The sequence below is a fragment of the Streptomyces neyagawaensis genome (genome assembly GCF_023516595.1).
Taxonomy (GTDB): Bacteria; Actinomycetota; Actinomycetes; order Streptomycetales; family Streptomycetaceae; genus Streptomyces; species Streptomyces neyagawaensis.
Genome location: NZ_JAMGBG010000155.1, coordinates 1 through 14,012, shown reverse-complemented (window position 1 = coordinate 14,012; position 14,012 = coordinate 1). Strand labels below are relative to the sequence as shown.

General features: G+C 71.6%; 9 protein-coding genes. 5 read left to right on the top strand and 4 right to left on the bottom strand.

All coding sequences use genetic code 11. From position 1 onward, the window contains the following. A partial coding sequence (locus M8J73_RS39440; RefSeq protein WP_249829703.1) for a PAS domain-containing protein occupies nucleotides 1-1,319 on the bottom strand: 1,319 nt, incomplete at its 3' end. Between the two features lie 374 nt (nucleotides 1,320-1,693). Between M8J73_RS39440 and M8J73_RS39435 the strand changes: the two genes are divergently transcribed. The 5 genes from M8J73_RS39435 (at nucleotide 1,694) to M8J73_RS39415 (ending at nucleotide 8,197) form a co-directional block, all read left to right on the top strand. Continuing rightward, nucleotides 1,694-3,082: a cation:dicarboxylate symporter family transporter gene (locus M8J73_RS39435; RefSeq protein WP_055541532.1), complete on the top strand. Its 1,389-nt coding sequence runs from the start codon at nucleotides 1,694-1,696 to the stop codon at nucleotides 3,080-3,082. Between the two features lie 298 nt (nucleotides 3,083-3,380). Further along, nucleotides 3,381-3,809 (top strand): MerR family transcriptional regulator, encoded by a 429-nt coding sequence (locus M8J73_RS39430; protein WP_055523843.1) that lies wholly within the window; start codon nucleotides 3,381-3,383, stop codon nucleotides 3,807-3,809. After that, nucleotides 3,806-4,138, top strand: a complete 333-nt coding sequence (locus M8J73_RS39425) for a thioredoxin family protein (RefSeq protein ID WP_079055123.1) — start codon at nucleotides 3,806-3,808, stop codon at nucleotides 4,136-4,138. The genes M8J73_RS39430 and M8J73_RS39425 overlap by 4 nt, the downstream gene beginning before the upstream one ends. A gap of 126 nt (nucleotides 4,139-4,264) precedes the next feature. Then, the gene (locus M8J73_RS39420; protein WP_206187989.1) at nucleotides 4,265-6,556 is read left to right on the top strand and encodes a HelD family protein; all 2,292 of its coding nucleotides are present in this window, start codon (nucleotides 4,265-4,267) and stop codon (nucleotides 6,554-6,556) included. A 180-nt stretch (nucleotides 6,557-6,736) separates the two neighbouring features. Continuing rightward, entirely contained in the window at nucleotides 6,737-8,197 is a 1,461-nt protein-coding gene (locus M8J73_RS39415; protein ID WP_249829702.1) for a cytochrome P450 family protein, read from the top strand. A gap of 232 nt (nucleotides 8,198-8,429) precedes the next feature. On the opposite strand, the gene glgB is transcribed toward M8J73_RS39415, so the two are convergent. From glgB to M8J73_RS39400, 3 genes are all read right to left on the bottom strand, one after another. Next, nucleotides 8,430-11,651 carry a 1,4-alpha-glucan branching enzyme gene (gene glgB / locus M8J73_RS39410; RefSeq protein WP_443740385.1) on the bottom strand — a complete coding sequence of 1,074 codons (3,222 nt, stop codon included), beginning with the start codon at nucleotides 11,649-11,651 and terminating at the stop codon, nucleotides 8,430-8,432. A gap of 170 nt (nucleotides 11,652-11,821) precedes the next feature. After that, nucleotides 11,822-13,324 carry a maltokinase N-terminal cap-like domain-containing protein gene (locus M8J73_RS39405; protein WP_055542566.1) on the bottom strand — a complete coding sequence of 501 codons (1,503 nt, stop codon included), beginning with the start codon at nucleotides 13,322-13,324 and terminating at the stop codon, nucleotides 11,822-11,824. 93 nt (nucleotides 13,325-13,417) lie between these two features. After that, nucleotides 13,418-14,012: alpha-glucosidase C-terminal domain-containing protein (locus tag M8J73_RS39400; RefSeq protein ID WP_249829700.1), on the bottom strand; the 595-nt coding region annotated here is incomplete at its 5' end.

Sequence of the window (14,012 nt, the reverse complement as noted above, 5' to 3'; positions counted from 1 at the left end):
GCCGCGTCCACCGCGTTGTCGATGAGATTGCCCAGCACCGTCACCAGGTCCCGCGCCGGGAGGGACTCGGGGAGCAGACCGTCGTCCATGCGGCTGTCCTGCGACACCACCAGTTCCACGCCCCGCTCGTTCGCCTGCGCCGTCTTACCCAGCAACAGCGCCGCGAGGACCGGCTCCGTCACAGCGGCCACCACCTGGTCGGTGAGCGCCTGCGCCAGCTCCAGCTCGGCGGTCGCGAAGTCGATCGCCTCGTCGGAGCGGCCCAGCTCGATGAGGGAGACGACCGTGTGGAGGCGGTTGGCCGCCTCGTGGGCCTGGGAGCGGAGGGCCTGGGTGAAGCCGCGTTCGGAGTTCAGCTCACCCATCACGGACTGCAGTTCGGTCACGTCCCGCAGGGTGACCACCGTGCCCCGGCGCTGGCCGCCCGACACGGGCGAGGTGTTGACGACCAGGACCCGTTCGGCGGTCAGCAGCACCTCGTCCACCCGCGGCTCGGACGACAACAGGGCACCCGTCAGCGGCGCCGGCAGGCCCAGGTCCGCCACCGAGCGGCCGATCACGTCCTGCGTCACCCCCAGCAGTTCCCGCGCGCCGTCGTTGATGAGCGCCACCCGGTACTGGCCGTCCAGCATGAGCAGCCCCTCCCGCACGGCGTGCAGGGCGGCCTGGTGGTAGTCGTGCATGTTGCTCAGCTCGGCGGCGTTCATGTTGTGCGTGTGCCGGCGCAGCCGCGCGTTGACGATGTACGTGCCGACACCGCCGAGGGCGAGGGCGCCGGCCGCCACCCCGAGCAGGGCCGTCACCTGGCCCTGGACCCGGTCGCTTATCGCCTGCACCTTGATACCGGCGCTGACCAGGCCGACGACCCGGCCGCCCTCCTTGATCGGGGTGACCGCGCGCACGGACGGGCCGAGGGTTCCGGTGTAGGTCTCGGTGATGGTGCCGCCCCGCCGCGCCTTCTCGATGTGGCCGACGAAGCGCTGGCCGATCCGCTCGGGGACGGGGTGCGTCCAGCGGATGCCGTCCGGCGTCATGATCGTCACGAAGTCGACGCCCGAGTGCCGCTGCACCTCACTGGCGTACGGCTGGAGCCGCGCGGTCGGATCGTCCGTGTGGACCGCGGCCCGCACCGACGGCGCGTCGGCGACCGCGGCGGCGACGGCCAGGGCCTGGCGGCCCGCCGCGTCCTCCGCCTGGCTCCGGTCGCTGACGTACGTGAACAGCGCGCATCCCGCCACGACGACCGCGATCAGCACCGCCTGCACGGCGAAGAGCTGACCGGCCAGGCTGCGGGGTCTGAGGAGGGACGCGACGCGCATGGCAACAGTCTGCATGGACGTGTTGGCGTGAACTAAATGAACGGAAGGGTGACCGCCCTCACAGGGCGGGAGATAGTCACCCCATCGAACATGTCCAGCACATGAACGACGAGAGGGAGTACGACTCCCGTCCGGGACCCCACACCCGAGCCGCCGGGAGACCGGCTCCCACACCCCCCGGGAGCCGCTCCCATCGGGAGCCCCGGCTCCCACCGTCAGGGAACCCGCCGGGTTCCCCCCCGCCGGGGAGCTCGCCGAGCTCCTCGCCCCGGGAGCCCCACTCCCACCCCTGGGAGACCGTCTCCCGCAACACCCCGGACGTGAGCCGCACGCCGGACGAACAGCCGACGACGACGTCGACGAGGAGGGCAGCCGTGGCCAGCACCACCCATACGGCACCTACCGCACCCGCCAAGCGGGACCGCACCCACTACCTGTACATCGCCGTGATCGTGGCCGTGGCGCTCGGTATCGCCGTGGGCCTGATCGCCCCCGACTTCGCGGTCGAGCTGAAGCCCATCGGCACCGGCTTTGTGAACCTGATCAAGATGATGATCTCGCCGATCATCTTCTGCACCATCGTGCTCGGTATCGGTTCCGTACGGAAGGCCGCGAAGGTCGGCGCGGTCGGAGGCATCGCGCTGGTCTACTTCCTGATCATGTCGCTGGTCGCCCTCGGCATCGGTCTGGTCGTCGGCAACATCGTCGAGCCCGGCACGGGCCTCGCGGTCACCGACGCCATCAAGGAGACCGGCCAGGCGCAGGTCTCGCCGGAGGCCAAGGACACCACCGAGTTCCTGCTCGGCATCATCCCGACGACCATCGTCTCCGCGTTCACCGGCGGCGAGGTCCTCCAGACCCTGCTCGTCGCGCTCCTCGCGGGCTTCGCGCTCCAGGCCATGGGCAACGCCGGCCAGCCGATCCTGCGCGGCATCGAGCACATCCAGCGCCTCGTCTTCCGCATCCTCGCGATGGTCATGTGGGCCGCCCCGATCGGCGCGTTCGGTGCCATCGCGGCCGTGACCGGCTCCGCCGGCCTGGACGCCCTCAAGAGCCTGGCCGTGCTGATGGTCGGCTTCTACATCACCTGCTTCCTCTTCGTCTTCATCGTGCTCGGCGCCCTGCTGAAGATCGTCGCGGGGCTGAACATCTTCACGCTCTTCAAGTACCTGGGCCGTGAGTTCCTGCTGATCCTGTCCACCTCCTCCTCCGAGTCCGCGCTGCCGCGCCTCATCGCGAAGATGGAGCACCTGGGTGTCAGCAAGCCCGTCGTCGGTATCACCGTCCCGACCGGCTACTCCTTCAACCTCGACGGCACCATGATCTACATGACCATGGCGTCCCTGTTCATCGCCGACGCCATGGGCACGCCGATGGCCATCGGTGAGCAGATCGCGCTGCTGCTCTTCCTGCTGGTCGCCTCCAAGGGCGCGGCCGGTGTCACCGGTGCGGGTCTCGCGACCCTCGCGGGTGGTCTGCAGTCCCACAAGCCCGCCCTCGTGGACGGCGTCGGCCTCATCGTCGGCATCGACCGCTTCATGAGCGAGGCCCGCGCCCTCACGAACTTCGCGGGCAACGCGGTCGCCACGGTCCTGATCGGTACGTGGACCAAGGAGATCGACAAGGACCGGGTCAACGAGGTGCTCGCCGGGAACGCGCCGTTCGACGAGGCGACGCTGCTCGACGACCACGGGGTGGCCGCGCCGGCCGAGTCCGGGGCCGGGGCCGGGGCCGACGGTGAGAAGGAACTCGCCAAGGCGTGAGCGCGTGAGGCTCCGCTGGGGGCGCCGGAGCTAAACGCCGCTGGGCTGTGAGGCCGGCCCCCGACTGCCGGTCGAGTGCGGCTGGTCGCGCAGTTCCCCGCGCCCCTTCGGGGCCTGCGGCCCCCTTGAGCCCCGTACGGCCGGGTCCTCCCCCCGTAGACCCGGTCGTACGGGCACCACAACTGAATACGCACCCTGATACACCGAGCGGCCAGGTCCTCCCCCTGTAGACCTGGCCGCTCGGCTGTTTTCGTTTTTCTCTTTCCTTGACGCCGGGGTCAAGGATTAGCGTCGGGTCATGCGCATCGGTGAGCTGGCGGCACGGGCCGGGACCACGACACGGACGTTGCGGTACTACGAGGCGCGGGGGCTGCTGCCCGCGCGGCGCAGCGGCAACGGGTACCGGTCGTACGACGAGGCGGACCTGCGGCTGTTGCGGCAGATCCGCACGCTCCAGGACTTCGGGTTCGACCTGGAGGAGACGCGGCCGTTCGTGGAGTGCCTGCGGGCCGGGCACCCGGAGGGCGACTCGTGCCCCGCGTCGCTCGCGGTCTACCGGCGGAAGCTGGACGAGCTGGACGCGCTGATCGGCGAGCTGGCGGCCGTACGGGCCAAGGTCGGCGAGCAGTTGGCGCGGGCGGAGTCGGCGCGGGAGCGGCTGGCGGCCGAGGCGGAGGTTCCGGGCGGTCCGGAGCCGGAGTGTGAACTGGGAGGGGCCGGGTTGTGATCAGGGCTGCCGGAGTGGCCGAGGTGACGGACGCGGATTTCGCGGCGGAGGTGATCGGGGCGGAGCTGCCGGTGCTGGTGGAGTTCACCGCCGACTGGTGCCCGCCGTGCCGGCAGATGGGGCCGGTGCTGAGCGCTCTCGCGGCGGAGGAGGGGGAGCGGCTGAAGGTGGTGCAGCTGGACGTGGACACGAACCCGGAGACGACCAACCATTACCGGGTGCTGTCGATGCCGACGTTCATGGTGTTCAAGGGCGGTGAGCCCCTGAAGGCGATGGTCGGGGCCCGGCCCAAGCGGCGGCTGCTGGAGGAACTCGCCGACGTGCTCTGACACCGGGAAGGAAGCGGGACGAGAAAAGCCCCCGAGCAATTGTGCTCGGGGGCTTTTCTTGCGTATATTTAATGGTTCGCGACTTCAAGAAGAAGGAGTCGCAAAGAAGTTCAGTGAGCACAGTATATGCGGGCGGGAGTGGAATTGTCAAACACCGGCTTTTCGCACGATGAATTGCGGCGGGAGCAGGAATTCATCGACGCGCTGTACCGGCGGGTCGACGCGCTGCGCGGTGAGACCGAGGACTCCGTCACCGACGCGCTGGCGCAGGGCAACACGCCCATGCAGGCCCGGCTGGAGCGGGACATCCTGGTCGCCGAACGCTCGGGTCTGCTCGCCGCCCTGAACGCCGTCGACGGCTCCCTGTGCTTCGGGAGGCTCGACCTCGCCGACGGCGGCGTCCACCACATCGGCCGCATCGGCCTGCGGGAGGACGACACCGAGCGCACCCCGATCCTCATCGACTGGCGGGCCGACGTCGCCCGCCCCTTCTACCTCGCCACCGGCCACACCCCGATGGGGCTGCGCCGCCGCCGGCACATCACCACCGAGGGCCGCCGCGTCACCGCCCTGCACGACGAGATCCTCGACCTCGGCGACGAGACCCGCACCGGGTACGAGGACCCCACCGGCGACGCCGTCCTGCTCGCCGCGCTCAACTCGGCCCGCACCGGCCGCATGGGCGACATCGTGCAGACCATCCAGGCCGAGCAGGACCGCATCATCCGCGCGCCGCACCAGGGCGTCCTCGTCGTCGAGGGCGGCCCCGGCACCGGCAAGACCGCCGTCGCGCTGCACCGCGCCGCGTACCTGCTGTACGAGCAGCGGGAACTCCTCGCCAAACGCGCCGTCCTCATCGTCGGCCCCAATCCTGCCTTCCTCGGCTACATCGGCGAGGTCCTGCCCTCCCTCGGCGAGACGGGCGTCCTGCTGTCGACGGTCGGCGAGCTGTTCCCCGGCGTACGGGCCACCGCGACCGACACCCCGGAGGCGGCCCGGGTCAAGGGTCGCGCCGACATGGCCGAGGTGCTCGCCGCCGTCGTACGGGACCGGCAGGCGCTGCCCGACCCGGTGATCGCCATCGAGCACGACCGGGAGGTCCTCATGCTCGACGACGACCTCGTCCGGGTCGCCCGCGAGCGCACCCGCGAGGCGAAGCTCCCGCACAACGCGGCCCGCGAGCACTTCGAGGGGTACATCCTCAACACCCTCACCGACATGGTCGCCGAGCGCATCGGCACCGACCCCTACGACGGCTCGAACCTCCTCGACGCCGCCGACATCACCCAGATCCGCGACGAACTCGCCGAGAACCCCGAGGTGTGGTCCGCCATCGACCAGCTGTGGCCCCGGATCACCCCGCGGCGCCTGATCGCCGACCTCCTCGCCGAGCCCGAGCGTTTCCTCCCCGAGGCCGACGCCGACGCCGTCCGCCGCCCGGTCACCCGCGCCTGGACCGTCGCCGACGTGCCCCTCCTCGACGAGGCCGCCGAACTGCTGGGCGAGGACGACCGGTTCGCGCGGGCCAGGGCCGAACGCGAGCGGGAGACCCAGATCGCGTACGCGCAGGGCGTGCTCGACGTGTCGTACGCCTCCCGCACCTACGAGTTCGAGGACAAGGAGGACAGCGACCCCGAGAGCTCCGAGGTGCTGTCCGCGCACGACATCATCGACGCCGAGCGGTTCGCCGAGCGGCACGAGGAGGAGGACCACCGCAGCGCCGCCGAACGGGCGGCGGCCGACCGGACCTGGGCGTTCGGGCACATCATCGTCGACGAGGCGCAGGAGCTGTCACCGATGGCCTGGCGGCTGCTGATGCGCCGCTCCCCGACCCGCTCGATGACCCTCGTCGGCGACCCCGCCCAGACGGCGGAGGCCGCGGGCGTCGGCTCCTGGGCCGACATCCTCGCGCCGTACGTCGAGGACCGCTGGAAGCACACCCGGCTCGGCGTCAACTACCGCACCCCCGCCGAGATCATGGAGGTCGCGACCGGCGTCGTCCGCGCCGAGCAGCCGGACTTCGAGCCGCCCAGCTCCGTGCGGTCCACGGGCGTACGGCCCTGGGCGCGGCACGCGACCGCCCGGGACCTGCCCGCCGAGGTGGCCAAGGCCGCCGCCGAACTCACCCCCGCCGAGGGCCGGCTCGCCGTGATCGCGCCGCGCGCGCTGCACCGGTCGCTCGCGGCCCGCCTCGACGGCGTCACCGCCGGCGCGGAACCGGACCTCACCCGGACCGTCGTCCTCCTCGACCCCCGGCAGGCCAAGGGGCTGGAGTTCGACTCGGTCCTCGTCGTGGAACCCGGGCGGTTCGGCACCAGCGACCTGTACGTGGCGCTGACCAGAGCGACCCAGGCACTCGGCGTCGTCCACTCGGAGGCACTGCCGGGTGCCCTGCGGGAATCGCTCGCGGCGGGCTGACCGACGGAGGACGACAGGTGAGGGGCGCATTCGGTCAGGGCCGCCCGCAACCAAGGGGGTGCTACCGGTAAGGCCAGGTGGGGGCCACCGTCACCACATGTGCATCGGGGATCACCAAGCCGTAACAGTTCCCGGCATCGTCACTGCTTGTGCAGGTGCCATGCGGTATGCGTGTCGCTCATGGAAACTCATCCGTTCGCGGCCGCTCCGGCCGGCAGCCCCACGCTCGACTCGCTGCCCGTGGAGCCGTTGCTGACCTCGGAGTTCGACACGGACCCGGGCAGCGTCTACGAGCGACTGCGGAGTACATACGGCCCCGTCGCTCCGGTGGGGCTGATGGGCGTTCCGGTGTGGCTGGTCCTCGACTACCGGGAGGTGCTCGAAGTCCTCCGCAACGACAGTGTCTGGCGGCGCGACGTACGTCACTGGCGGGCGCGGGCGGAAGGGCGACTGCCCAGGGACTGGCCGCTGCTCGCCGGCTACGAGGTGCGGCAGACCATGTTCTTCGACGACGACGAGCACCGGGCCGCCCGGCTGACCCACCACTCGGCCATGCGGCCCTTCCAGGACGGACACAGCCCCGAGGGATGGGAACTGCGGGCCGCCGTCGCCAAGTACGCCGACGACCTCATCGGCATGCTCGCCGCGGAGTCCGGCACGAGCGGCTTCGCCGACCTCGCGGCGCAGTACACCCGGCCGCTGCTCCTCATGGTCACCACGAAGCTGTTCGGCTGCCCCGTCGAACTCGGCGACGAGATGGTCATGGAAATGTGGCGGATGCTCGACGGCGGACCGGACGCGGGACCCGCCACCGAGCGGGCGCTGGGCGCGATGATCCGGCTCGCGGCGCACCGCCGGTCCCGGCCGGGGGAGGACCTGACGTCGTACATGCTGCTGTCCGACCCGACCCTGTCCGACGAACAGCTCGGCCGTGAGCTGTTCATGAACGCGGTCTACCTCAACGACATCACCGGCAACATGGTCTGCAACACCCTGCTGGAGGTGCTGCGGGGCAACGCGACGGTCCGGCGGAGCGTGGTGACCGGGCAGATCGGGGAGACCGTCAACCGGGCGGCGCTGGTGAACCCGCCGACCGCCAACCTGTGCTTCCGGTTCGCGGGGCGGGACGTACGGCTGGGGAACTTCTGGATCCGGGCCGGGGACATCGTGTCCCCGTCCGTCGCCGCCGCGCACCGGGACCTGCTCGCCATCGGCACGTCCCACCTCGTCGACTCCGCGGTCAGCACGCGGGCGCACCTCGCGTGGGGGGCGGGGCCGCACCAGTGCCCCAGCGCCGCGCGCGAGCTGGCCGGGATGATCGTCACCACGGCGGTGGGGCGGATCTTCGAGCACTTCGCCCGAGCGGAACTCACGCTGCCGCCGGACCAGTTGCCGTGGCGCACCGGGCCGGTGGTGCGGGGGCTGCGGCTGCTGCCGGTGCGGTACGAACTCAGCCCGGGGGCGCCTGTGGCGAGCCGGGCCGGGGGGTCGAGTGCGGCTGCGGCTGCGGCTGCGGGGGCGGATGTGGGGGGCGAAGGGGAGGTTGCCGTGGTGTCGCCGGGGGTGTCCGGGCGGGGTGGGAGCGGGTTGTTGGGGGCGTTGCGGCGGATGATGTTGGGTGGGCGGAGGGGTGGGGGGTGAGCGCGGTACAGCTCGGGGGTGCGGGGTTCGTCGGCGGGTGCGGGTCCGTCGTGGTTTCTCGCGCAGTTCCCCGCGCCCCTGGAGGGACGGGCCTGCGGCCCGCCCTCCCCCTGAAAAGGACCGGGGCGCGGGGCGGTGACACATACGGCTCCGCCGCGTGGGCGCGAACAGCCCCCACCCACCCGCACCCGCCGACGAAACAGCGCGCTCCCGAGCTATGGGGCGCCCGGCCCTACGCGGGACGCAGCCAGACCGTCGCCAGGGGCGGCAGCGTGACGCGGACGCTCGCCCCGCGGGCGTGCCACGGTGTCGGCTCCGACTTCACCGGGTGCGGTGTCGTGACATCGCTCCCCCCGTACGGCGCCGCGTCCGTGTTCAGTACCTCCCGCCATGCCGGGACGTCGTCGGGGACGCCCAGCCGGTAGTCCCGGCGGATCACCGGGCTGAAGTTGGAGACGGCCAGCAGCGGCGTGCCGTCCGCGTCGAGCCGCAGGAAGGCCAGGACGTTGTCCTCGGCCGCGTCACCCGTGATCCAGGAGAAGCCGGACGGGTCGGTGTCGCGTTGCCAGAGCGCGGGGGTGTCGCGGTACACGGAGTTGAGGTCGCGGACCAGGTCGCGCACGCCCCGGTGGTCCGCCTCGGCGCCGTACGCCGGGTCGAGGAGCCACCAGTCCGGGCCGTGCGCCTCCGACCACTCGGCGCCCTGCGCGAACTCCTGCCCCATGAAGAGGAGCTGCTTGCCGGGGTGTGCCCACATGAAGCCCAGGTACGCACGGTGGTTGGCGCGCTGCTGCCACCAGTCGCCGGGCATCTTCGACACCAGGGAACGCTTGCCGTGCACGACCTCGTCATGGGAGATCGGCAGGACGTAGTTCTCGCTGTACGCGTACACCATCGAGAACGTCATCTCGTTGTGGTGGTACTTGCGGTGCACGGGCTCCTTCGCCATGTAGCCGAGGGAGTCGTGCATCCAGCCCATGTTCCACTTCAGCCCGAAGCCGAGGCCACCGAAACCGCCGGGGCCGATGTGATGGGTGGCGCGGGTGACCCCGTCCCACGCCGTGGACTCCTCCGCGATCGTCACGACCCCCGGCACCCGGCGGTACACGGTCGCGTTCATCTCCTGGAGGAAGGACACCGCGTCCAGGTTCTCCCGGCCCCCGTGCTCGTTCGGCGTCCACTGGCCCGGCTCACGCGAGTAGTCGAGGTAGAGCATGGAGGCGACGGCGTCCACGCGCAGCCCGTCGATGTGGTACTCCTCGCACCAGAACAGGGCGTTCGCCACGAGGAAGTTGCGCACCTCGCGGCGGCCGTAGTCGAACTCCAGCGTCCCCCAGTCGGGATGCGCGGCCCGCGCCGGGTCCTGATGCTCGTACAGCGGACGCCCGTCGAACTCGGCCAGGGCCCAGTCGTCCCGCGGGAAGTGCGCCGGCACCCAGTCCATCAGCACCCCGATCCCGGCCCGGTGCAGCGAGTCGACCAGGTACTTGAAGTCGTCCGGGTCGCCGAGGCGGGCCGTGGGCGCGTAGAACCCGGTGACCTGGTAGCCCCAGGAGCCGCCGAAGGGGTGCTCGGCGATGGGCAGCAGCTCGACATGGGTGAACCCGAGGTCCCTGACGTACGCCGGGAGCTGCTCGGCGAGCTGGCGGTACGTGAGGCCGGGGCGCCACGACGGCAGGTGGACCTCGTACACGGAGAACGGCGCCTCGTGCGCGGGGACCTCCGCGCGCCGCGTCATCCACTCCTCGTCGCCCCACTCGTAGTGCGACGCGTGCACGACGGACGAGGTGTTCGGCGGGACCTCCGTACGGCGGGCCAGCGGGTCGGCGCGCAGCGTCCTCGTACCGTCCGGGCGGGTGATCTCGAACTTGTACAGCTCGCCCTCGCCGATCTCCGGCACGAACAGCTCCCACACACCGGAGGAGCCCAGCGCGCGCATCGGGTAGCCCGTACCGTCCCAGTAGTTGAAGGTCCCGGCCAGCCGTACGCCGCGCGCGTTCGGCGCCCACACCGTGAAGCGGGTGCCGGTCACGCCCTGGTGGGTCATCGGCCGGGCCCCGAGCGCCTGCCACAGCTCCTCGTGACGGCCCTCGTTGACCAGGTGCAGATCCAGTTCCCCGACGGCCGGCAGGAAGCGGTACGCGTCCTCGGTCTCCTGGGTGTTCCCCTCGTACGTGATCAGCAGCCGGTACGACTCCGGCACGTCCCGCAGCGGCAACAGCCCCGAGAAGAAGCCCTCGCCGTCGTCGTGCAGCTCCGCCCGCAGCGAGCCCGCCACGACGGTCACGCCCAGCGCGAACGGGCGGAACGCCCGGAACACCACGCCCTCCGCGACCGGATGCGCCCCCAGCACGGCGTGCGGTTCGTGGTGCGTACCGGCCAGCAACCGCTCCCGGTCACCCCCGTCCACGGCGGGCGAGAAGGCCGACTGGACGCCGGTGGCCGGCTCGGTGGGGGAGGTCGACTCGGTGGTGGCGGCGAGGGGCTGGGCCGGTACGGACGGCTGGGCGGGGACGGGATGTTCGGTGGGTGACGCGGGCGGGGCCGGTGCCGTCGTCTGCTGAGCGGGAACGGCCGGCTGGGCACCGGCGCTCGACTGCGGCGGGACGGTCGGCTGCGTGGGTACCGCCGCTTCCTCGACCGGCGGGACGGCCGGTGCCGCCGCCGTCGTCTTCTCCGGCTCTCCCGAAGTCCGTACCACCCCGACCGCCTTCTTGGCGGCGGCCTTCTTCGTCACGGCCTTCTTCGTCACGGCCTTCTTTGTGGCAGCCTTCTTGGCGGCGGCCTTCTTCGACACGGCCTTCTTCGACGCGGCGGTCTTGGCCACGGCCGGCTCGGCCGCCGTCGCTTCGGCCACGGCCGTCTCGGCCGCGGTCACCTTGGCCACGGCCTTCTTCGTGACCGCCTTCTTCGCGACAGCCTTTTTCGTGACCGCCTGCTTCGCGGGCGCCTTCTTGGCAGTGGCCTTCTCGGCGGCCGTCTCCGAAGCAGCCGTGGCCTTGGAAGCCGTGGCCTTGGAAGCAGGGGCCTTCGAGGCGGAGGTCTTCGAGGCCGGGATCTTCGGAACCGAGGTCCTGGAAGCCGTGCTCTTCGTCGCCGAGGGCTTCCTGGTGGCGGCCTTCGCGACAGCCGCGGTCTCCTCCACACCCCCGCCGAGGTCCGTGCCGGTCCTGGCGCTCGGAGTCCTCTTCGCCGGGGCTTTCCTCGCCGCGCTCTTCCGCGCCGGGGTCTTCTCCGCCGCCGTCTTCCCGGTCGCGTCCTCGCCGACGGCGTCCGCGGCCTCGGCGGCCGTGGCCTTCGTCGTCCTCTGGGCCGGGACCTTCTTCGCGGTCTTCGCCGTGGTCCCGGCCTTGGAGGCCGTCGCCGGCTTCGCCGCCGCGGTCGTTTTCTTCGCCGTCGCCTTCTTGGCCGAGGTCTTCGTCGTGGCCGTCTTCCGGGCAGCCGTCTTCTTCACCGGGGCGGGTGCCTCAGCGGCGTCACTGCCGGGGTTCTGCGTGCTGTCGTCGGACGGCGGGCGGGGAGTCACAGGGACGGCCTCCTCGGCGGGTTGTGCAGGGTGGTGAGGGGTGGGCGGAGCGGGTGCTCGGCCCTCGGACAGACAAAACGGGTTCAGGGCGGGTCACGTCACGTCGTGGCGGGGCCGGTGTCGGTGGCCAGGCGGTGGATCGCCGCCATCGGCACCGAGAGCCAGTCGGGGCGGTGCCGGGCCTCGTAGACGACCTCGTACACCGCCTTGTCGGTCTCGTAGGCGCGCAGCAGCACGGGGTCGGTCCGCGGATCCGCACCGGAGACGTCCGCGTACCCGGAGCAGTACGCGGCCCGGCAGGCGGACGCCCAGTCGGCGGCCGGGGGCCGCAGGGAGTGGGCGGCGTAGTCGAAGGAGCGGAGCATCCCGGCGACGTCACGGGCGACGGGCTGCGGCATGCGGCGCTCGGCAAGCGGCTTCGACGGCTCGCCCTCGAAATCTATGAGGGACCACTCGCCGCCACCGCTGTGCCGCGCGCCGACCTCGACGGGTGACCGCAGGCACTGGCCGAGGTGCAGGTCGCCGTGGATGCGCTGCGCCGTCCATGTGTGGCCCTCGGCGGCCAGGTCGGCGAGCGCGTCGAAGGCGGTGCGCAGACCGGAGGCGTACGGGCGCAGGGCCGGTACCGCCTGCGCCGCGGCCTCCAGGCGCTCGGCCATCCCGTCGACCAGCGACTCCACCTGGGGCCGACCCAGGGTGACCGTGGGCAGGGCCTCGGCGAGGGCCGCGTGGACCTCGGCGGTGGCCCGGCCCAGGGCCCGTGCCTCGCCGGTGAAGTCCTCGCCCTTGGCCAGCATGCTCAGCGCCAGTTCCCACCCGTCGGCCGCGCCCTTGAGGTACGGCTGGAGCACCCCGAGGACATGCGTCTCCGGGTCGGCGGCCGGGCCCAGGTCGGCGGTCATCCAGGCGGCGGGCGCCGGCACGCGGGGGCACCGTGCGCGCGACAGCGTCAGCGGGAGTTCGAGGTCGGGGTTGGCGCCGGGCACGACCCGGCGGAACAGCTTCAGGATGAACGTATCCCCGTAGACGACGGAGGAGTTGGACTGCTCCGACGTGACCAGGCGGGGCACCAGCCCTTCCGGCAGGGCCAGCCGTGTGTCTCGTGCGCAGCGCAGATCCCCTATGCGGGCCTGCGTCCGGAGCGCTTCGAGGAGGACGTCGGCGAGGCGCGGGTCGTGCAGCCCTTCGTACACCGTCCGTCCGGCCAGTGGCCCGTCGGTGACGTGCCCGATCAGCGCGGGCGCCAGACGGGGCGGCAGTGTCTCGCGGACACCGAGGAACAGTTGGTAGCAGTCGCCGGGCTGGACGGACGCGCCCTGCGACGGCACCAGCGGTTGATGGGCGCGGACGAGGAGGTGCAGGAGTCCCGCCTTGGCGCCGCCCGACCGGGAGTCGTCGGGCCGCCCGCCCACCGGGAGGAGTTCGGTGGCCGCCACCAGTCCGAACCCGGCCACCGGCCGCCCCTTCCCCGCGAACCACCGCTGCCGTGGCAGCCACTCCCGCAGCAACGGCTCCAGCGAGGTGAGCAGCCCGGGCGTCGGTGGGGCTGCGGGCTGCGGACCAGGACTTGTCGCAGTGGAGTGCGTGGCGGCTTCCGACATGGCGTCGCGTCCTTTCCCCGGGGGGCGGGGTGTTCCTGTTTGCGTGCCCCGGGCGGGCCGGGGGAAACCGGCCCGCCCGGGGGTTCCGGTCGGTTACACGGCGTCCTTCCGCAGGCGGAACCAGTAGAAGCCGTGGCCCGCGAGGGTGAGGAGATACGGGAGTTCGCCGATGGCGGGGAAGCGCACTCCGCCGATGAGTTCGACGGGGTGGCGACCTTCGTAGGCGCTCAGATCGAGTTCGGTGGGCTGCGCGAACCGGGAGAAGTTGTTCACGCACAGCACCAGGTCGTCCCCGCCGCCCCCGGTCGAGGGAGCCTCCCGCAGATACGCCAGCACCGCCGGGTTGGACGACGGCAACTCGGTGTAGGTGCCGAGCCCGAAGGCGGGGTTCTGCTTGCGGATCTCGATCATGCGGCGGGTCCAGTGCAGCAGCGACGAGGGCGAGGACATCGAGGCCTCGACGTTGGTGACCTGGTAGCCGTAGACCGGGTCCATGATCGTGGGGAGGAACAGCCGCCCCGGATCACTGGAGGAGAAGCCCGCGTTGCGGTCGGGGGTCCACTGCATGGGGGTGCGGACGGAGTCGCGGTCGCCGAGCCAGATGTTGTCGCCCATGCCGATCTCGTCGCCGTAGTAGAGGATCGGCGAGCCGGGCAGGGACAGCAGCAGGGCGGTGAACAGTTCGATC